We start from the raw sequence: 21,128 nt of genomic DNA, 5'->3' as shown, positions 1-21,128 counted from the left end.
GCCTACTCCCACCGGAACCAGCGGGCCGCGGCACCGGTCAGCAGCAGGATCCAGATCGCGAGCACGCCGAGGTGGCCCCAGCCCGGCCAGTGACCGGCCGCCGCCTGGTTCAGGGCCTGCGCCGCCGCGCCGAACGGGGTGAAGCCGACGATCCGGGCCATCAGATGCGGCATGGACTGCACCGGCAGCCACACCCCTGCGCAGAACATCGACGGGAAGAACACGGCCGATCCGATCGCTCCGGCGATCTTCGTCGTACGGGACAGCGCCGACACCACCGATCCGAGTGCGAGGGCGACCAGGACGGCCGACAGCAGGGCGAGGACGTAGCCGAGGGGCTGCTTCGGCAGCCGTACGCCGAAGACGATCCGGCCGACCGCGAGCACGAGCAGCGCGGACGCCAGGGCGGCGGCGCCGTACACCACCGTCTGCGCGGACAGCAGGGCACCCGGGCGGACCGGCGTGGTGGCCATGCGGCGCAGGATGCCGCGCTCGCGGTAGCCGGTGAGGGTCTGCGGCATCGACTGGAGTCCGCCGACGATCAGGCCGAGCAGGACGGCCACCGGGACGTAGGCGTCGATGGTGCGCAGCCCGCCGAGGTCGGCCTGGTGCTGCCGGAAGGAGGGGATCGAGCCGAGGATCACCAGCAGCAGGGTCGGGAACAGCAGGATCCAGAACAGGGCGCCGGGTTCACGGCGGAAGAGCCTCAACTCGGTTCGCAGGACTGAGGTGTTCATGCGGTGGCCTCCGTGAGGTCCAGGAAGGCGTCGTCGAGGGTGGCGTCGGTGACGCGGAGCTGGTGGGCGGTGACGCGGTGCCGGGCGAGCAGGGTGATGACGGCGTTGACGGTCTCGTCGGTGCCGGACAGCGTGACGCGGCCGTCCTTGTGCTCGACGGAGGCGAGCGCGGGGAGCGCCGCCAGGTCACGCTCGTCCAGCGGCGCGGACGGCGTGAAGCTGATGACGGTGGAACCGGCGGAGCGGCGGATCAGACCGGCCGGGGTGTCCAGGGCCGCCACCCGGCCCTTGTCGATGACCGCGATCCGGTCGCACAGCCGCTGCGCCTCCTCCATGAAGTGCGTGACCAGCAGGACGGTGACGCCCTGGTCGCGGACGTCCTCGATGAGCGCCCAGGTGTCGCGGCGGGCACGCGGGTCGAGCCCGGTGGTCAGCTCGTCGAGCACGACCACGCGCGGACCGCCGATCAGCGCGAGCGCGATGAACAGCCGCTGCTTCTGACCGCCGGAGAGCTTGCCGAAGCCGGTGCCGAGCCGGCCGGTCAGGTCCAGGCGTTCGGCGAGCGTGCGCCAGTCCGCCGGGTCCGGGTAGAACGAGGAGTACAGCTCCAGTGCCTCGCGCACCGTCAGTTTCGGCTGGAGTTCGCTCTCCTGGAGCTGGGCGCCGAGGACGCGGCTGGTGGCCTCGCGGTCGGCGACGGGGTCGAGGCCGGTGACCCGGACCCGGCCGGCGTCGGGGACCCGCAGTCCCTCGACGCACTCGACCGTGGTGGTCTTGCCGGCGCCGTTCGGGCCGAGGATCCCGAAGATCTCGCCCTCCTCGACCGTGAAGGACACGTCGTCGACGACGGCCCGGCCGTTGTAGGACTTGCGCAGTCCGTTCACTTCGATGACTGACATGCCCCGAGCGTCCCAGCGCGGACCGCGCCGCCACATCGGCCATCGCGCTCGGACCGGCATCAGCCGATCGGTTGATGCGGCGGTACGACCCCCCGGACGGCCCAGGTGCGCCGAAAACTCGGTGGGCACTGTCAGTGGCGAATCGTAGGCTCGGTCCTGATGAGCACCTCCGACGCAGCCACCCCGGACCACCCCGACCGCTCGACCGTACGCAGCCTGCTGCGCCTGTGGCCGTACGTACGCCCGGTGCGGGCGAGACTCTTCGGCGCGGCGGCCGTCGCCGTGGTCGCCTCCTGTCTCTCGCTCGTGTTCCCGCTGATCCTGAAGTGGATGGTGGACGGTCCGGTCGCCGGGCACGATCCGGCGGGCGTCTGGCTCGGGGCGCTGTATCTGCTGCTGCTCGGCATCGCCGAGGCCGGTCTGTTCGGGCTGCGCCGATGGCTGGTGGCCCGCCCGCTGGCCGGGGTCGAGGCGGACATGCGGGCCGGTCTGTACGCCCATCTGCAACGGCTGCCGGTCGCCTTCCACGACCGCTGGGCGTCGGGCCAGCTGCTGTCACGGGCGACCACCGATCTGATGCTGGTCCGCATGTTCCTGGCGTTCCCGCTGACCTTCCTGCTGGTGAACGGCGTGACGATCCTCGCGGGCATCGCCATCATGCTGGCCCAGCAGTGGACCCTCGGGCTGGTGCTCCTCGCCCCCGCCGTCCCCGTCATGGTCGTCTGCTGGCTCTTCGAGCGGCGCTACTCGGAGGTGGCCCGGCGGGCGCAGGACCAGGTCGGCGACCTGACGACGGTGGTCGAGGAGAGCGTGCTCGGCATCCGGATCATCAAGGGGTTCGGGCGTCACCGCAGCCAGGCGCGCGCGTTCCGCGAGCTGTCCGGGACGCTGCGCGGCACGGAGCTGGCCAAGGCCCGGCTGCTCGCCTCCATCTGGGGCGTCATCGTCACGCTGCCCGAGTTCGCGATCGGCGCCGCCCTCGTCCTCGGCACCGTCCAGGTCGCCGACGGCCGGCTGTCCGCCGGCACGCTGGTCGCGTTCCTGTCGACCGCGCTCGCGCTGCGCTGGCCGGTGGACTCGATCGGCTTCCTCCTCGCGATGAGCCAGGAGGCCGGGACGGCCACGGAACGGTACTTCGAGGTCATGAACGCGACCCCGGAGTCGGACACCCCGTCGGCACCGGCCGGCACCGCGGTGCGTACCGCCGGCGTGACCACCGGGCAGGAGGCCGTACCGGCGAAGGCGCTGGAGTCCGCCGCCACGGCCGCACCCGGCGACGACGCGGCGGAGGCGCGGGACGACCGCCGGGCGGCGGGGCTGAGCGCCCGTGCCGCCGACGGCGAGGGCGGGCTGCGGTTCCACGGCGTCGAGTTCCGCTATCCCGACGCGCCCGCGGACGCGGCTCCCGTGCTGGCCCGGATCGACCTGCACGTCCGCCCCGGCGAGAGCATGGCGCTCGTCGGCGCCACCGGCACCGGCAAGACCACCCTGACCGCGCTCGTCCCCCGGCTGCACGAGGTGACCTCCGGCCGGATCACCCTGGACGGCCGGGACATCACCGCGATGCCCCGCGAGGAGCTGCGCGAACTCGTGGCCGTCGCCTTCGAGGAACCCACCCTCTTCTCCGCCACCGTCGGCGAGAACGTCCTGATGGGCGCCCCCGGGCCGGCCGGCCGCGCCGAGCTGGACCGGGCCCTCTCCGTGGCCCAGGCCGACTTCGCGCACACCCTGCCCGAGGGCACGGACACACAGGTCGGCGAGCAGGGCCTCAGCCTCTCCGGCGGCCAGCGGCAGCGGCTCGCGCTGGCCCGCGCGGTGGTCGGCCGCCCGCGTTTCCTGGTCCTCGACGACCCGCTGTCGGCGCTGGACGTGCACACCGAGGCGGCGGTCGAGGCCGCGCTGCGCCGGGTGCTGGCGGAGACGACCGCGCTGATCGTGGCGCACCGCCCGTCCACGGTCCTGCTGGCCGACCGGGTGGCCCTGATCTCCGGCGGCCGCGTCGCGGCGGTCGGCACCCACCACGAACTGCTGCGCACCCATGCCGAATACGCCCATCTGATGTCGGGTGCAGAGGAGGACGACCGATGACGGCGGCGCCCACGACCACCGCACCGGACAAGGAACCCCACGAGGAACGGAACGGGGGACGGAACGAGGAACGGAACGAGCGGCGGAACGACGGGGCCCGCCGCCGGGGCGGCAGCGGCGGCCGGGTCCGAAGGGGCGGAAGGAACCGGGCCGTGCCCGGGACCGGGGCGCACTCCGTCCCGGGGACCGAGGCGCACGAGGCGCACGGGGCGCACCAGGACCCCTTCGACCACGACACCCTGCCCGCTCCCCCGGGCGCGACCAGGACGCTGCTGCGCTCGCTGCTCGCCCCGCTCCGGGCCCGGGTGGCTGTCACCACCGTCCTGCTGCTGCTCCAGCAGGCCGCCGTGCAGGCGGGCCCGCTGCTGGTGGCGTACGCCATCGACCGTGCCGTACCGGCCGTCCGGCAGGGCGACCACGGGCCGCTGATCGCCGTCGGCGTCGCCTACGCTCTGTGCTCGGCGGCCTCCGGCGCCCTCCAGTACGCCTTCATCATCGCCTCGGCCCGGGTCAACCAGGACGTGCTGCTCGATCTGCGCGGCCGGATCTTCCGGCACGCGCAGGCGCTCAGCGTCGACTTCCACGAGCGCTACACCTCGGGCCGACTGATCTCCCGCTCCACCACCGACGTCGAGTCGCTGCGCGAACTGCTCAGCGAGGGGCTCCAGGAACTCGTCACCGTCATCCTGTCCTTCGTCTACATCTCGGCCATGCTGCTGTGGCTGGACGCCGGCCTGGGCGCGGTCGCGGTGGTCTCCTTCGTGCCGCTGTATCTGCTCATCCGCCGCTACCAGCGGCGCGCGGGCCGTATCTTCGCGGTCCGCTCGACGACGATCGCCGCGGTGATCGTGAAGTTCGCGGAGACGATGAACGGCATCCGCCCGGTGCGCGCGTTCCGCCGGGAGGCCGCCAACGAGGCCGAGTTCAAGGTGCTCAACAAGCGGCACGAGCGGACGAACGGCGACGCGCTGCTGGAGATGGCCCAGTACGTCGTCGGCTCCCGCCTCGTCGCCAACACGGCGGTCGCGGGCATCGTGCTGTGGGGCGCCTACCGGGTCGCGTCCGGGTCGCTCGCGCTCGGCGTGCTCGCCGCGGCGGTCCTGTACCTGCGCAGGCTCTACGACCCCATCGACCGCCTCGGCATGTTCCTGAACTCCTACCAGTCCGCGGCGGCCTCGCTGGAGAAGATCGCCGGACTGCTGGCCCAGACACCGTCCGTGCCCGAGCCCTCCGTGCCCCGGCAGCTGCCCGCCCTCGTCTCCGAACACCCGGGCCGCGCGGTCGAGTTCGACGGGGTCCGGTTCGCGTACCGCACCGGCGGGGAGGTCCTGCCGACCTTCTCGCTCACGCTGCCGGCCGGGCAGACCGTCGCCGTGGTCGGTTCCACGGGCGCCGGCAAGTCGACCCTGGCCAAGCTCTTGGCCCGGTTCTACGACCCCTCCGACGGGCGGGTCCTGCTCGACGGCGTCGATCTGCGCGAGCTGCCGGTGCCCGAACTGCGGCGCGGGGTCGTGATGGTGACCCAGGAGGCGTTCCTGTTCTCGGGCACGGTCGCCGAGAACATCGCGATCGGCCGCCCCGAGGCGTCCCGCGAGGAGATCGAGCAGGCGGCGAAGGCGATCGGCGCGCACGACTTCATCAGCGCCCTGCCCGACGGCTACGACACGGACGTCCGCAAGCGCGGCGGCCGGATCTCCGCGGGCCAGCGGCAGCTCGTGGCCTTCGCCCGGGCCCTGCTCGCCGACCCGGCCGTCCTGATCCTCGACGAGGCGACCAGCTCCCTGGACATCCCGGGCGAACGGGCGGTGCAGCGCGCCATGTCGACGGTCCTTCGCGGGCGGACGGCGGTGGTCATCGCGCACCGGCTGTCGACGGTGGAGATCGCCGACCGGGTGCTGGTCATGGAGCACGGGCGGATCGTCGAGGACGGCACCCCCGGCGAACTCGTCGCGGGCACCGGCCGGTTCGCGGATCTGCACCGGGCGTGGCGGGACAGTCTCGTCTGACCGAGGCGGGGAAGGCGGCGGGCGGGAGAGCGGCCGGCCGAGGGGCGGAACCAGTGACGGAAGAGGGCCGATGATCGACACGTACACGGATCCGGGGACCCCGGACCGCCGGGGCGGCTGGCGGTTCCTGTGGTGGCTGGTCACCCGGCAGACCCGCCGGTCGGTCACCGGGGCGGTGGTCTCCTCCGTGTGGATGGGACTCATGGCGCTGACTCCGTATCTGCTGTCCCGGGCGATCGACGACGGGCTGGCACCGGGCGACGGGGCCGCGCTGGCGGGCTGGACGGCGGCCGTGCTCGCCGCGGGCGTGTTCAACGCGGGTCTCGGCGTGGTGCGGCACCGCACCATGACCAAGCTCCGGATGAACGCCAACTTCCGTACGGTCAAGCTCGTGGTCGAGCACGCGGCCCGCCTCGGCGCGGCCCTGTCGCGGCAGACCGGCACGGGGGAGATCGTCACGGTGGGTGTCCGCGACGTGGACACGATCAGCAACTCGCTGACGGCCGTGGGGCCCGGTCTGGCCGCGATCGTCACCTACGGCGTGGTCGCGGCGCTGCTGCTCCCGGTCTCGGTGCAGCTGTCCGCGGTGCTCCTGCTCGGGGTTCCGCTGACGGCCGGGCTCGTGGGACCGCTCACGGTCCGCCTCCAGGGGACGGAGACGGGCTACCGCGAGAGGCAGGCCGTGCTGACCGCGCGGATCGGCGACCTCGCGGGCGGCCTGCGCGTCCTCAACGGCCTCGGCGGCAAGGGGCTGTTCGCGGACGCGTTCCGCCGCGACTCGCGCAGGCTGCGCGAACAGGGCTACCGGGTCGGCGCGGTGACCAGCTGGATCCAGGCGCTGGGCATGGGGCTGCCGTCCCTCTTCCTGGCCGTGGTGACCTGGCTCGCGGCCCGGCTGGCCGCCCAGGGAGAGATCACCATCGGCCAGCTGGTGTCCGTTTACGGCTACGCGGCCGTGCTGGTCCTGCCGGTGTACTTCTTCATCGACTGCGGCTACGAACTCGCCCGGGCCGTGGTCGCCGCGCGCCGCGTCGTGGGGTTCCTGTCCCTGGAGCCGGTCGTCTCGGCCCCGGACGCGCTCGACGCCCCGGACTCCCCTGCCGTGCTGCACGATCCGGAGTCCGGGGTCCGGGTGGTCCCGGGGAGGCTGACCGTGCTGGCCGGGGCCCGGCCGGAGCAGTCCGCGGCCGTGGTCGACCGGCTCGGCCGGTACTCCGCCTCGGACGTGACCTGGGGCGGCGTACGGCTCGACGAGGTCGCCCTGCCGCAGGTGCGGGAGCGGATCCTGGTCGCCGACAACGAGGCCGACCTGTTCGCCGGCACCCTGCGCGAGGTGGTCGGGGGGCGCCGGGAGCACACGGAGGAGAAGGTCGCCGAAGCCGTCCGCACGGCCGCCGCCGACGACATCGTCCTCGGGCTGCCGGACGGCCTGGACGCGGCCGTCGACGCGCAGGGCCGGAACCTGTCCGGCGGGCAGCGCCAGCGGGTCCGGCTCGTCCGGGCGCTCCTCGCCGACCCCGAGGTGCTGCTCGCCCTCGAACCGACGTCGGCGCTCGACGCCCACACGGAGGCGAGCGTCGCGGCCCGGCTGTGCGCCGCCCGCAGAGGCCGTACGACCGTCGTGACCAGCACCTCGCCGCTCGTGCTCGACCAGGCGGACACGGTCTGCTTCCTGGTCGACGGCAAGGCCGCGGCCACCGGCACCCACCGCGAACTCCTGCGCGCGGAACCGGGATACCGCTCGCTGGTGACCCGCGACACGGAACCGGACGAGGACGCGGGGCCGGACGAGAAGGCGGAACCGGACGAGGAGGCGATGGGGGTCGTGGGTCCCGTGGCGGGCGTGGACGAAGGAGTGGTGCTGTGACGGGCCGGCTGCCGGTGGCGGGTCGTGCCGAGGTGCGGCGCGCGGCGATCCGGCTGATCCGGGCGGACGGACGGATGTTCGCCGCCGTCCTCGCCCTCAACGCGCTGGCCGCCGCGGCCGGTCTGGCAGGACCCTGGCTGCTCGGCCGGATGATCGACGACGTGCGCGGGGGCGCGGGTGTGGAGGCGGTGGACGGGCCGGCGCTCGTCATCGTCGCGGCCGCGCTGGTCCAGCTGCTGCTGTCCCGCTGGGCCGGCTTCGTGGGCTACCGCTTCGGCGAGCGGTCGCTCGCGCGGGTGCGGGAGGAGTTCGTGGAGCGCACGCTGGCCCTGCCCGCCTCGGTCGTGGAACGGGCGGGCACCGGCGACCTCACCGCGCGCGGCACCGCCGACGTCACGGTGGTGGGCAATACCCTGCGCGACACGGGACCCCGGCTGCTGATCTCCGGCGCGCAGGCGCTGTTCGTCCTCGTCGCCGTGTTCGCCATCGACCCGCTGCTCGGCGCCTGCGGGGTGCTGGGCCTGACGGGTATCGGCTTCGCGCTGCGCTGGTATCTGCGCCGGGCGCGCGCCGCCTATCTCGCCCAGGGGGCCGCCAGTTCCGAGGTCGCCGAGATCGTCGCGGCCACCGCGTCCGGCGCCCGCACGGTGGAGGCCTTCGGGCTGGGCGAGCGCCGGATCCGGGCGAGCCGGGACGCGCTGGAGGTCGCCCGGGTGGCGCGGATGCGGACGCTGTTCCTGCGCAGCGTGTTCTTCCCGTCCGTGGAGATCTCCTACGTCGTGCCGGTCGTGGCCGTGCTCCTGGTGGGCGGCGCGCTGCACGCCCGGGGGACGCTGAGCCTCGGCACCGTGGTCGCCGCGACGCTGTATCTGCACCGGCTCGCCGAACCGCTGGACCAGATCCTGAACCAGGTCGAGCAACTCCAGAGCAGCGGCGCCTCGTTCGCCCGGGTGGAGGGGCTGGCCGTGGCGCCGCGCGCCGTCCCGGCCGGCTCCCCCGTGCCGGAGGACGACCGGATCGACGTCACCGGCGTGCGGTACGCGTACGAGCGGGGCGGCGAGGTGCTGCGCGGGGTCGATCTGACGGTGCGCCCCGGGGAGCGGCTGGCCGTCGTGGGCCCCTCCGGCGCCGGGAAGACCACGCTGAGCAGACTGCTGGCGGGGGTCGACGCTCCGGGCGGCGGGACGGTGACGGTCGGGCGGGTTCCGGTGGTCGACCTCGATCCGGAGCAGCTGCGGCGGCACGTCGTCCTCGTCACCCAGGAGCACCACGTGTTCCTCGGCACGGTCCGGGACAACCTGCTCATCGCCGAACCGGGCGCCGGTGACGGCGCGTTGTGGGCGGCGCTGGCCGCGGTCGGGGCCGGTGACTGGGCCGCGGAGCTCCCGGACGGTCTCGACACCGAGCTGGGTCCCGAGGCCGTGCGCGTCGACGGTTCACGGGCGCAGCAGCTGGCGCTGGCCCGGGTGGTGCTCGCCGACCCGCACACGCTGGTCCTGGACGAGGCCACGGCGCTCCTGGACCCGACGACCGCCCGGCACACGGAGCGTGCCCTGGCCACCGTGCTGGAGGGCAGGACCGTCATCGCGATCGCGCACCGGCTGCACACCGCGCACGACGCCGACCGGGTGGCGGTGATGGAGGACGGGCGGCTCACCGAACTGGGCACGCACGACGAACTGGTGGCGGCGGGAGGCCCGTACGCGGCCCTGTGGCACTCGTGGCACGGGGACGGGTCACCGGACAGGACATCGGGCGGAACACCGGTCGGGCCACCGGTCGGGCCACCGGTCGGGCCATCGGACGGGCCGTCGGACGGGCCGTCGGACCTGACACCGGTCGGCGCGTCGGACGGGCCGTCGCCCGCTGCGGAGTGAGCGCTCAGCCGCCGGGGTGCCCGCCACCGGATTCCCCGGATTCCCCCGCTTCCCCGGCGGTCCGGCGGCCCAGCGCGGCGAGGGCCGCTTCGAGCTCCGCGTCGGCCCGGCGTTGCAGTTCCTCCGGGTCGGGACCGGGAACGGGACCGGCCGGTTCTCCGGCCGCGGGCGGACGGGACGCGGGTGCCGGATCCGGGGCGGGCGGTTCCCCGCCGAGGAGCCGGTCGTGGAGCCAGCGGCAGGCCTCGTCCTCGTCGGTGAACCGCTCGAAGACCTCCCGCGCTCCCCGCTCGTGGACGCCCACCGTCCAGTCCCCGTCGTGACCGTCGAGGAACCAGCGGTCGGCCGCGCGGCGGACGCCGGGGCAGTCCGCGATCTCGTAGGAGGCGGCGGGGACCCCGGCCTCCCGGAGGGTCCTGCACAGGGCGAACCGGTCCATGCGATCGGCCTTCCGCCGGGGCGGAGCCGGCCCGGTCGTCGCCGGGTCCGGCTTCCGCGCGCGGTCGTGCGCCACCCTGGAGGGGGCGGGGATCAGTTGCGGGTGCGCACCAGCGTGCCGTTGCTCACGAGGTCCGCGACGGTGGTGCGGGGGATGTCCGGGCAGAACTTGCTCGACGTCACGTACTGGGTGCCGAGGCCGGGCTGCTCGAACCCGGGGGCGGTCCTGCCGGCGCAGACCGTCACGTCCTTGGCCAGCCGGTAGGTGTGGTAGTTGTTCGGGTAGCGCGGGTCCATGGTGTCGAGGCTGGACGGCGGGATGGCCCGCTTGCCGTACTTCGTGCCCTCGGGCGCCAGGAAGCGGCCCGCCTCGCTGCCGAAGCGGTCGAGGCGCAGACCCGCGTGGAGCACCAGCGGGGCGGCGAGCACGGTCCCGTTCCGGTGGGTGTAGCCGTCGTCCGGCGGGTAACGCCAGTCGCCCTGGCCCGAGTCGGCGGTGGGGTCCCACCACTTGTCGAGGAACGTGACGGCGTCGAGGCCGCCGAGGCGGTCGTAGCGGTCGAGGATGCGTCCCAGTACGCCCCGGGTCGGCAGCCACCTGGGGCCGAGCCGCCAGTCACCGCAGAAGTAGAGGCGGCGCAGCCTCGGCGGGATGGGGTCCGGCACGAGTCCCCGGCACACGCGCGACGGGTCGGACCCGGCGTGCTCGTCCGCCGGCTTCACGTGCCCGGGGGCCGGCTTCGGTTCCGGGGTGGCCGACAGCGCGTGGACTCCGGCCGCGCGGCCGGCGTCCGGACGGTCGGGCGCCGCGGACGAGACGGAGGCACCGAGCATCAGAGAGCCGGTCAGGCCTCCGAGTGCCGCCAGGCTCGCACACCAATGTGACCTTCTCACCAAACCTCCTGCGGGAGTTCGTGTCCGGCTCGCACCGCTTCGCCCGGTCGGGGACGCCCGGTACGGACCGGAATGCCGTGGATCACTCAAACCGCAGCGGCCGGAGGCAGGCGAGCGGACGTGCCGGAAGCCGCCCGAAAGGGTCTCGGCTTCATTCCGTTGCTGACGGCGGGCCGGTCATCTGGCGGTACGGGCGCCCGGCCGGAGGTCCGCCCTCCCGCCGGGCCTCGCCCTGTCTCCACCACGCCGAGACGAACACCCGAAGGCCAGTCCGTATATCGAACATGACTAACCGGACAACGGACCGTTTCCGGCCATTTTCGTGATGTGGTCCTGACAGAAAGGGTTATCTCCTGCCACTCTTCCCTCGGCAACTTCACAGCAACCTCACAGCAAATCCGCTGTGTTGTGCCGAACGACCCCATGCACCTGGTTCCGCGTACCGCCCAGTTCTGCCCGGACGGGTTCCTCCATCGTCCGGTCTCCCCTGGCCGCGCGACCCGCGGCCATGCAGAAGGAGTCAGTGTTGAGCAGCAGTTCTCCCCACAGACGCACCTCCCACATCACCAAGCGCCGCGTCGCCGGTGTCGCCCTCGTCGGCGTCTCCGCGCTGCTGGCCGCGGCCGTCCAGTCGGGTGCCGCGAGCGCAGCCCCCGAACAGGCCCCCCGCGCGGGCGGGATGAAGCCGGGCGCCGTCACGATGAGGCTCAGCGCGTCCCAGCGCGCCGAGCTGATACGCGACGCCGACGCGGCCAAGACCACGACCGCGCGGCACCTCGGTCTCGGCGCCGGCGAGAGCCTCGTCGCCCGTGACGTCATGAAGGACGCCGACGGCACCGTCCACACCCGCTACGAGCGGACGTACGACGGACTGCCGGTGCTCGGCGGCGACATGGTCGTCGACACCGCGAAGTCCGGGGCGACCGGACACGTCTACAAGGCGACGAACGCGTCCGTCCGGGTCGCCACCGTCACGCCCTCGGTCGCCGCCGGCACGGCGGAGAAGCAGGCGCTGTCCGCCGCCAGGGCCGCCGGTTCGAAGAGCACCGCCGCGGACCGCGCGCCCCGCAAGGTGATCTGGGCCGCCACCGGGAAACCGACCCTCGCCTACGAGACCGTCGTCGGCGGCCTCCAGGACGACGGCACCCCGAACCAGCTGCACGTCATCACCGACGCGGCCACCGGCAAGAAGCTCTACGAGTACCAGGGCATCGAGACCGGCATCGGCAACACCCAGTACAGCGGCCAGGTGAACCTGACGACCACGCAGTCGGGCTCCAACTTCACGCTCACCGACGGCGCGCGCGGCGGCCACAAGACGTACAACCTGAACCACGGTTCGTCGGGCACCGGCACGCTGTTCTCGCAGTCCAGCGACACCTGGGGCAACGGCACCACGTCGAACGCCGCCACGGCCGGCGCCGACGCGCACTACGGCGCCGCCGTCACCTGGGACTTCTACAAGAACACCTTCGGGCGCAGCGGCATCAAGAACAACGGCGTCGGAGCGTACAGCCGCGTCCACTACGGCAACGCGTACGTCAACGCGTTCTGGGACGACAGCTGCTTCTGCATGACCTACGGCGACGGGTCCGGGAACAACGACCCGCTGACCGCGCTGGACGTCGCGGGCCACGAGATGAGCCACGGCGTCACCTCCAACACCGCGGGCCTGAACTACTCGGGCGAGTCCGGCGGTCTGAACGAGGCGACCTCCGACATCTTCGGCACCGGCGTGGAGTTCTACGCCAACAACTCGACCGACGTGGGCGACTACCTCATCGGCGAGAAGATCAACATCAACGGCGACGGCACCCCGCTGCGCTACATGGACAAGCCCAGCAAGGACGGTGGCTCCGCCGACAGCTGGTACTCCGGCGTCGGCAACCTCGACGTGCACTACTCGTCGGGCGTCGCCAACCACTTCTTCTACCTCCTGAGCGAGGGCAGCGGCGCCAAGGTCATCAACGGCGTCAGCTACAACTCGCCCACCTCCGACGGGCTCCCGGTCACCGGGATCGGCCGCGACAAGGCCCTCCAGATCTGGTACCGCGCGCTCACCACCAAGTTCACCTCGACCACCAACTACGCGTCGGCGCGCACCGGCACGCTCGCGGCGGCGGGTGAGCTGTACGGCACCACGAGCGCCGAGTACACCGCCGTGGCGAACGCCTGGGCAGCGGTGAACGTCGGTTCACGGCCGGGCGGTGGCGGGGGCGGTGGCGGCACGTCGTTCGAGAACACGACCGACGTATCGATTCCGGACAACGGCCCCGCGGTCACCTCGTCGATCGCGGTCACCGGCCGCACCGGCAACGCCCCGTCGAACCTCGCCGTCGCCGTGAACATCGTGCACACCTGGCGCGGTGACCTCCAGATCGATCTGGTCGCCCCCGACGGCTCGACCTACCGCCTGAAGAGCACCAGCTCGTCCGACTCGGCGGACAACGTGAACACGACGTACACGGTCGACGCGTCCTCCGAAGTCGCCAACGGCACCTGGAAACTGAAGGTCCAGGACAAGGCGGCCCAGGACACCGGCTACATCGACAGCTGGAAGCTGACCTTCCCGTAGGCCGCGGCGAAAGTCCGCGAACCACCGGCACACAAGGGGCGCCGCCGGAGAACCCCGACTGTTCACCTGGTCGACGATTTTCGGCCAAGGCCCTTAACCCCTCCTGACATGTACGCGCCTGAGGTGGCACGCTTCACCCGCACGGCTCACCCGCACCGCAACTTCACAACCGTCCTTCCGGCCCCCACGCCGTTCGGACGTCCCCACAAGAAGGAGCTTGCGTGACTCCCCTCTACGCGCGTCACAAGCGCACCACTCTGGCCATCGCCACCGCTGTCGCCGCCGGAGCCCTGCTCACCACCGGTCTGACCACCGGTGCCGCCGCGCAGACGGCGGCCGCTCCAGCCGGCAAGACCACCCCCCTCGCCGGTTCGTCCGTCCTGCTCTCCGCCTCCGCGCGCACCGCGCTCATCCAGAAGGCCGACGCCGCCAAGGCGGAGACGGCCCGGCAGATAGGCCTCGGCGCCAAGGAGAAGCTGGTCGTCAGAGACGTCGTCAAGGACGCCGACGGCACGGTCCACACCCGCTACGAGCGCACGTACAACGGACTTCCGGTCCTCGGCGGCGACCTCGTCGTGCACGAGAAGGCCGGCAGGACCGAGGGAGTGACGAAGGCGATCAAGGCGTCCATCAAGGTCGCCTCGCTCAAGCCGCTGGTCACCACCGCCAAGGCCGAGAAGCAGGCGCTGACCGCCGCCAAGGACGCCGGCTCGGCCAAGACCGCCGCCGACCAGGCGCCCCGCAAGGTGATCTGGGCCGCCACCGGCAAGCCGACCCTCGCCTACGAGACCGTCATCGGCGGCCTCCAGGACGACGGCACCCCCAACGAGCTGCACGTCATCACCGACGCGGCCACCGGCAAGAAGCTCTACGAGTACCAGGGCATCGAGACCGGCACCGGCAAGACCCTCTACTCGGGCACGGTCACCCTCAACACGACCCTGTCGGGCTCGACGTACAGCCTGACCGACAGCACCCGCGGCAACCACAAGACGTACAACAAGTCGCACGGCACGAGCTCCTCCGCGGGCACGCTGTTCACCGACGCGGACGACGTCTGGGGCACCGGCACGGCCTCCAGCTCCACCACCGACCAGACCGCGGCCGCCGACGCCGCCTACGGCGCCCAGGAGACCTGGGACTTCTACAAGAACACCTTCGGCCGCAGCGGCATCAAGAACAACGGAGTCGGCGCGTACAGCCGTGTCCACTACGGCAGCTCGTACGAGAACGCGTTCTGGGACGACAGCTGCTTCTGCATGACCTACGGCGACGGCGCGAGCAACACGCACCCGCTGACCTCGCTGGACGTGGCCGGCCACGAGATGAGCCACGGCGTCACCGCCAACACCGCGGGCCTGAACTACTCCGGCGAGTCCGGCGGCCTCAACGAGGCCACCTCCGACATCTTCGGCACCGGTGTCGAGTTCTACGCCAACAACTCCTCCGACGTGGGCGACTACCTCATCGGCGAGAAGATCAACCTCAACGGCGACGGCACCCCGCTGCGCTACATGGACAAGCCCAGCAAGGACGGCGGCTCCGCCGACTACTGGTCCTCCAGTGTCGGCAACCTCGACGTGCACTACTCGTCGGGCGTCGCCAACCACTTCTTCTACCTGCTGAGCGAGGGCAGCGGCGCCAAGACGATCAACGGCGTCAGCTACAACTCGCCCACGTACAACGGCTCCACGGTCACCGGCATCGGCCGCGCCGCGGCGCTCCAGATCTGGTACAAGGCGCTGACGACGTACTTCACGTCGACGACCAACTACAAGTCCGCCCGCACCGGGACCCTCTCGGCGGCGGCGGCCCTGTACGGCTCCGGCAGCACCCAGTACAACGCGGTCGCGGCCGCGTGGAGCGCGGTCAACGTCAGCTAGCGCAAACGTGATCGAACCGAGGCGGCACCCAGCACCCGACCGTGCCGGGTGCCGCCCTACTCTTGCCCCCATGCCCTACACGTACGAGGACGTGGGCGCGACCCGCGAGGACCGCTGCCCCCCGGGCTTCCACCGACTGCACGTCCGTTCCCGCATAGGAGAGGGCGAGGCCGTCTTCCGGCGCGCCTCCGAGGCCCTGATGACCTGGGAGCTGCACCGGGCCATGGGGATCCGCATGGTCAGCGACGCGGGCAAGGCTGCGCCCGGCGTCGACGTCACGGTCGTCATCGGCCTGCTCAAGGCCCCCTGCCGGGTCGTGTGGACCGCCGAGGAATCCCGCCGCACCGCGTGGGCCTACGGAACGCTCGCCGGGCATCCCGAGTGCGGCGAGGAGGCCTTCGTCGTGCACCGCACCGGCGACGGCACCGTCTGGCTGACGGTCACGGCCTTCAGCCGGCCGGCCAAGTGGTACGCCCGCGCGGGCGGCGCGGCGACGCGCGGCCTCCAGCGCGCCTACGCCCAGCGCTGCGGCAAGGTGATGCGGCGACTGTGCGCGGGCCTCGACGACTGAGACCGAGACACCCCGCGCTCACCGGCAGGGGCCGGCGGGGCCGTCGGGGGTGAGGCGCCGTCCACGGCCCGCCCTCCTTTACGCGGCAGGGGTGAACCGTCGTCCACGGCTCACCCCTCGTCGAACCGGCCGGTTCGGCGCGTCTCACCGCATCAGCAGGCCCGCGCCCTCTCCCGTCTCCTCCGAGGGCACCGCCACCAGGCCCATCTCGGCGCCGGAGGCCAGCAGCCGGTGGGACGGCAGGATGCGGACGGTGTAACCGAAGGAGCCCGTGCGGTCCAGGGACAGCGGGCCCTCGTACGCCCAGCGGCCCTCCAGGTCGGGGCCGCCGACCGGTTTCAGCGGGACGCACACCGCGTCCGCGATGCGGTCGTCGGTGTCGACGCGGCCCGCGACCGCCTGGACCTCCACGTCCTCCGGGGCGAGGTCGCCGAGGCCGACCCGGACGCGCAGCGACAGCGTGGTGCCCAGTTCAGCCGTGGTGGTCGCCGAGGACGCCTCGACGTGGTCGACGGTGATCCGCGGCCAGGCCGCGCGGACCCGTGCCTTCCAGGCGGCCAGTTCGACGGCCGCCTCCGCGGTGAGGGCACGGTGGGCGTGGGCGGCGGGCGCGTACAGGCGCTCCACGTACTCGCGCACCATCCGGCCCGCCAGGACCTTGGGACCGAGGTGGGTCAGCGTCCGGCGGACCATCTCGATCCACCGGTCGGGCAGGTTCTCCTGGCCGCGCTCGTAGAAGCGGGGGGCCACCCGCTGTTCGAGCAGGTCGTACAGGGCGCCGGCCTCCAGCTCGTCCCGCCGGTCGTCGTCGGTCGCGGTGCCGTCGGCGGTCGGGATCGCCCAGCCGAAGTCGGGCTGGAACCACTCGTCCCACCAGCCGTCCAGGACGGAGAGGTTGAGACAGCCGTTGAGCGCGGACTTCATCCCGCTCGTCCCGCACGCCTCCAGCGGGCGCAGCGGGTTGTTGAGCCAGATGTCGCAGCCCGGGTAGAGCTTCTGCGCCATCGCCATGCCGTAGTCGGGCAGGAAGACGATGCGGTGGCGCACTCGGGGGTCGTCCGCGAACCGGACCAGTTCCTGGATCAGCTTCTTCCCGCCGTCGTCCGCGGGGTGCGCCTTGCCGGCGACGACGATCTGGACCGGCCGCTCGGGATGCAGCAGCAGGTCCATGAGCCGGTCGCGGTCGCGCAGCATCAGGGTCAGCCGTTTGTACGAGGGGACGCGGCGCGCGAAGCCGATGGTGAGGACGTCGGGGTCGAGCACGCCGTCGATCCAGCCGAGTTCGGCCGAGCCGGCGCCGCGCTGCCGCCAGGACGCCCGCAGCCGGTCCCGTACCTCCGTCACCAGTTGTTCGCGCAGCACCCTGCGCAGGTCCCAGATCTCCTGGTCGGCGATCTCGGCCACCGCGTCCCAGCGGTCCGGGCCGCCCACCGACAGCGCGTCCTCGGTGCGCCGCCCGCCGACCTGCCGGGCGCCGAGGCGGAACACCTCGGGCGCCACCCAGGTCGGGGCGTGGACGCCGTTGGTGACCGAGGTGATCGGCACCTCCTCGGGGTCGAAGCCCGGCCAGAGCCCGGAGAACATCTCCCGGCTGACCTGGCCGTGCAGCAGGGAGACCCCGTTCGCCCGCTGGCCGAGCCGCAGGCCCATCACGGCCATGTTGAAGAGGTTCGGCTCGCCTCCGGGATACGTCTCCATGCCGAGGGCGAGGACGCGTCCCACGTCGATGCGGGGGAGCTCGGCGTCGGCGCCGAAGTGGCGGGCGACCACCTCCCGGTCGAAGCGGTCGATGCCCGCGGGCACGGGGGTGTGGGTGGTGAAGACCGTGCCGGCCCTGACCGCCTCCAGCGCGGAGTCGAAGTCCAGTCCCCGGTCGCCGAGTTCGGCGATCCGCTCCAGGCCGAGGAAGCCCGCGTGCCCCTCGTTGGTGTGGAACACCTCGGGCTGCGGGTGCCCGGTCAGCCGGCAGTACGTCCGGACCGCCCGTACACCCCCTATGCCGAGCAGCATCTCCTGGAGCAGCCGGTGCTCGCTGCCGCCGCCGTAGAGCCGGTCGGTGACCCCGCGTTCGCCCAGGCCGTTCTCCTCGACGTCGGAGTCGAGCATGAGCAGCGGAACACGGCCGACCTGGGCCAGCCAGATCCGGGCGCGCAGCGCGCGGCCGCCGGGCAGCGCGAGGGACACCTGGGCGGGTGTGCCGTCCTCCTCGCTCAGCGGCACGACGGGCAGTTCGTTGGGGTCGAGCACCGGATAGTGCTCCTGCTGCCAGCCCTCGCGGGACAGCGACTGCCGGAAGTAGCCGTGCCGGTAGAGCAGGCCCACGCCGATCAGCGGGGCGCCCAGGTCGCTGGCGGCCTTGAGGTGGTCGCCGGCGAGGATGCCGAGTCCCCCGGAGTACTGCGGCAGCGCGGCGGTGAGGCCGAACTCGGGCGAGAAGTAGGCGATGGCGGCGGGCAGGTCGGAGGTCTGCGTCTGGTACCAGCGGTCGCCGCTCATGTACTCGCGCAGGTCGTCGCGGACCTCGGCGAGCCGGCTCAGGAACGCGCCGTCCGCGGCGAGTTCGGCGAGCCGTCCGGCCGGGACGCTGCCGAGCAGGCGTACGGGGTCGGCGCCGGACTCGGCCCAGCGCGCGGGGTCGACGGACCGGAAGAGGTCGCGGGTCCCGGCGTGCCAGGACCAGCGGAGGTTGCGGGCCAGGTCACTGAGCGGGTGAAGGGCTTCGGGGAGAACGGGTCGGACGGTGAATCTGCGGATCGCCTTCACGAATTCCACCTTCACGGAGGACGTACGCGGCTACGGGACGCACGGCGTTGTGCGGCCTTCGTCACCCACGACGTTAGCGGCGAGGGTGCCTTCGCGACACGGCGCATCGCGGCACGGCCCCCGATCGGGGCCGACCGTGTGACGTCGGCGTGAAATCGACGCAACCTTCGCGGAGGGCTCCCGGAGGGGATGGCCGATTCCGCCCGCATGGGCGGCCTTGTGGTGCTTCGCACCGCACGAGAGGCTCACCGGGTGGCGTACGGCCGGACGCTGCCCGCAGCGGTCGGCTCCGGCCCCGCCACGCCGAGTTGAGGAGGGGAACTCAGGTCATGGCACGGACGAGGAAGTGGCGTCTGCGCTGGGCGGCCGGTGCCACCGCGGTCATGACGGCCGCGGTGCTTTCGGCCATCGGCCCGCCCGCGCAGGCGGCTCCGGCGGGGCGGATACTCGGCGCGGGGGAGCCCGGGGCCGTCGACGGCAGCTACATCGTGACGCTCAAGGGGGACGGACGACCCCTGTCGGCGGCCGGCGCGAGAGCGGTCGCCGCTTCGTACGGCGCGAGAATCAGCCACACCTACGGCACGGTCCTGCACGGGTTCGCCGTGCGGGCGGACCCGGGACGGGCCCGGCTGCTCGCCGCGGATCCGCGGGTGTCCTCCGTCGTCCAGGACACCCGGGTGACGTTCGCCGGGGCCCCGGGGACCGGTGCGGCACCGGGCCGCGTCCGGTCGCACCCGCCGTCCTGGGGTCTGGGCCGGATCGACCAGTGGGGCCGCCCGCTCGACGGGCGGTACACGGCGCCCGGCCCGCAGGGAGCGGGGGTGACCGTCTACGTCATCGACACCGGCGTCCGCATCACCCACCGGGACTTCGGCGGGCGGGCGAGCTACGGCTGGGACTTCGTGGACGGTGACGCGACGGCGCAGGACGGCAACGGCCACGGCACGCTTGTCGCCGGGACGGTCGCCGGAAGCACGTACGGCGTGGCCGAGAGGGCCAGGATCGTCGCCGTCCGGGTGCTCGACGACCAGGGGGCCGGGTCCACCGCCCAGGTCATCGCGGGCATCGACTGGGTCACCCGGCACGCGAGGAAGCCGGCCGTGGCCAACCTGAGTCTGGGCGGGTACGCCAACGACCGGCTGGACGCGGCCGTCCGCGACTCCATCGCCTCCGGCGTGACCTACACGGTCGCGGCCGGCAACTACGGGCTGCCCGCCTCGCTCTACTCCCCCGCCCGGGTCGCCCAGGCGCTCACGGTCGGCGCGACCGGCCGCGACGACGCTCGGGCGCCCTTCTCCGACACCGGGCCCGCGCTCGACCTCTTCGCGCCGGGGGTGGACATCACGTCGACTTCGTACACCAGCGACCTGGCGAGAGCGACGTGTTCCGGCACGTCGATGGCGAGCCCGCACGCGGCCGGGGCGGCGGCGCTGTATCTGGCGGAGCATCCGCGGGCCACTCCGGCCCAGGTGGGGAAAGCGCTGGTGAGACGGGCCGTGCGGGGGAAGGTGTCGGACGCGGGCCCGGGTTCGCCGAACAGGCTCCTGAACGTCGGCTGACCCCCGCGCGACGCCGGTGCGACCAGGGTGATTCGGCCACACCGCACCGGCCTCGCCTGCCCGGGAGGAGGCCGGTCTTGTGTGTAGACATACGCGTGAGTAGTTAACAAAGTGCCGGAATGCCCACCCGCATAGGGTGGGAAGGCTCCTCCGGTACGCCCGCAGGCCCCACCTCCCCACACCCATCCGCCCACCCACGTTGACGCGGACAGGAGCGGTCATGCCCGCCACGCACCACACGTCGCCACCCCCGACGACCACCCCCGAGACATCCCGAACCCGCACGGCCGAGGCCGGGCCCCGTACACCCGAGAAACCGTCGACCGCCCCCGGCGCGTCCGCTTCGGACGCGCGCTCGCCGCGCGCCGGTGCCGCCGGTACACGCACCGATGCGCCCGCGACCGAAGCGGCGGCCACCGGATCACCCGCAACCGGCACTCCTTCAGCCGGGACGCCTTCGACTCGTGCGACTTCCGCCGGTACGCCTTCGACTGGTGCGGCCTCGACCGGAACGGCCTCCGCCGGGACGCCTTCGGCCGATGCGCCTTCGACCGGCGCCCCCTCAGGCCGTACGCCTGCGACCGGAACGGCCTCCGCCGGGACGGCCGGAGCGGCCATGGGCGGGACGCCCTCGGCCGATGCGCCGTCCGCCGGTACATCCGTGTCGCCGGAGCCGTCGGTCTCCGGCGTGTCCGTGCCGGGAACCGCGACGGAGACCGCACCGGCCCGCCGCGCGGCCGCCGCCAAGCCCAGGCCGGCCAGGACGGCCCCCGCCGCGAAGCCGGCCAGGGCGTCCGCCGCCAAGCCGGCCAAGTCCTCCGCCGCGAAGCCGGCGAAGGCCGTTCCGGCGGCGGATGGCGGAGGGCTACAAGGACGACGCCGCGGCGCGCAAGCTCTGCCTTTCGGTGCGTACATAACTTCTCTATATGGCCGACATCATGCGTGTACTATTGTTGTTTTGTTGTTTGTGG

At 72.7% G+C, this 21,128-nt stretch carries 13 protein-coding genes; 8 read left to right on the top strand and 5 right to left on the bottom strand.

Going from position 1 to position 21,128, the window contains the following annotated elements; genetic code table 11:
* Positions 1–2: 2 nt before the first annotated feature.
* Positions 3–737, bottom strand: coding sequence for an ABC transporter permease (locus ACFWI4_RS37855; protein ID WP_387205806.1), 735 nt, complete (start codon positions 735–737; stop codon positions 3–5).
* Entirely contained in the window at positions 734–1,636 is a 903-nt protein-coding gene (locus ACFWI4_RS37850; RefSeq protein WP_387205805.1) for an ATP-binding cassette domain-containing protein, read from the bottom strand. The genes ACFWI4_RS37855 and ACFWI4_RS37850 overlap by 4 nt, the downstream gene beginning before the upstream one ends.
* Before the next feature lie 159 nt (positions 1,637–1,795).
* Here ACFWI4_RS37850 and ACFWI4_RS37845 point away from each other — a divergent pair, with 159 nt between their 5' ends.
* From ACFWI4_RS37845 to ACFWI4_RS37830, 4 genes are all read left to right on the top strand, one after another.
* On the top strand, positions 1,796–3,724 hold the full coding sequence (locus ACFWI4_RS37845) for an ABC transporter ATP-binding protein (protein WP_387205803.1): 1,929 nt from the start codon (positions 1,796–1,798) through the stop codon (positions 3,722–3,724).
* Between the two features lie 152 nt (positions 3,725–3,876).
* Positions 3,877–5,730, top strand: coding sequence for an ABC transporter ATP-binding protein (locus ACFWI4_RS37840; RefSeq protein WP_387205801.1), 1,854 nt, complete (start codon positions 3,877–3,879; stop codon positions 5,728–5,730).
* Positions 5,731–5,800: 70 nt separating this feature from the next.
* Positions 5,801–7,597, top strand: a complete 1,797-nt coding sequence (locus tag ACFWI4_RS37835; protein ID WP_387205799.1) for an ABC transporter ATP-binding protein — start codon at positions 5,801–5,803, stop codon at positions 7,595–7,597.
* Positions 7,594–9,474: an ABC transporter ATP-binding protein gene (locus ACFWI4_RS37830; RefSeq protein WP_387205797.1), complete on the top strand. Its 1,881-nt coding sequence runs from the start codon at positions 7,594–7,596 to the stop codon at positions 9,472–9,474. The genes ACFWI4_RS37835 and ACFWI4_RS37830 overlap by 4 nt, the downstream gene beginning before the upstream one ends.
* Before the next feature lie 4 nt (positions 9,475–9,478).
* Here ACFWI4_RS37830 and ACFWI4_RS37825 read toward each other — a convergent pair whose 3' ends face one another.
* Both ACFWI4_RS37825 and ACFWI4_RS37820 read right to left on the bottom strand, forming a co-directional pair.
* Positions 9,479–9,913, bottom strand: coding sequence for a hypothetical protein (locus ACFWI4_RS37825; protein ID WP_387205795.1), 435 nt, complete (start codon positions 9,911–9,913; stop codon positions 9,479–9,481).
* A 92-nt stretch (positions 9,914–10,005) separates the two neighbouring features.
* Positions 10,006–10,806, bottom strand: a complete 801-nt coding sequence (locus tag ACFWI4_RS37820; protein WP_387205793.1) for a TNT domain-containing protein — start codon at positions 10,804–10,806, stop codon at positions 10,006–10,008.
* A 526-nt stretch (positions 10,807–11,332) separates the two neighbouring features.
* Between ACFWI4_RS37820 and ACFWI4_RS37815 the strand changes: the two genes are divergently transcribed.
* The 3 genes from ACFWI4_RS37815 to ACFWI4_RS37805 all read left to right on the top strand — a co-directional run bounded on the left by ACFWI4_RS37815 (position 11,333) and on the right by ACFWI4_RS37805 (position 15,835).
* Positions 11,333–13,381, top strand: a complete 2,049-nt coding sequence (locus ACFWI4_RS37815; protein ID WP_387205791.1) for a M4 family metallopeptidase — start codon at positions 11,333–11,335, stop codon at positions 13,379–13,381.
* Between the two features lie 221 nt (positions 13,382–13,602).
* Positions 13,603–15,264, top strand: a complete 1,662-nt coding sequence (locus ACFWI4_RS37810; protein ID WP_387205789.1) for a M4 family metallopeptidase — start codon at positions 13,603–13,605, stop codon at positions 15,262–15,264.
* Positions 15,265–15,334: 70 nt separating this feature from the next.
* Positions 15,335–15,835: a DUF1990 family protein gene (locus ACFWI4_RS37805; protein ID WP_387205787.1), complete on the top strand. Its 501-nt coding sequence runs from the start codon at positions 15,335–15,337 to the stop codon at positions 15,833–15,835.
* A gap of 144 nt (positions 15,836–15,979) precedes the next feature.
* Here the strand turns inward: ACFWI4_RS37805 and ACFWI4_RS37800 are convergent, their stop codons facing one another.
* Positions 15,980–18,598, bottom strand: coding sequence for a glycosyltransferase family 1 protein (locus ACFWI4_RS37800; protein ID WP_387205785.1), 2,619 nt, complete (start codon positions 18,596–18,598; stop codon positions 15,980–15,982).
* 329 nt (positions 18,599–18,927) lie between these two features.
* On the opposite strand from ACFWI4_RS37800, the gene ACFWI4_RS37795 reads away from it, so the two are divergent.
* Positions 18,928–20,157 (top strand): S8 family peptidase, encoded by a 1,230-nt coding sequence (locus tag ACFWI4_RS37795; RefSeq protein ID WP_387205783.1) that lies wholly within the window; start codon positions 18,928–18,930, stop codon positions 20,155–20,157.
* Positions 20,158–21,128: the final 971 nt, after the last annotated feature.

Source organism: Streptomyces sp. NPDC127038, from assembly GCF_042725875.1.
Taxonomy (GTDB): domain Bacteria; phylum Actinomycetota; class Actinomycetes; order Streptomycetales; family Streptomycetaceae; genus Streptomyces.
The sequence above is the reverse complement of the archived record's forward strand: the minus strand, read 5'-3'. Positions and strand labels throughout refer to the sequence as shown.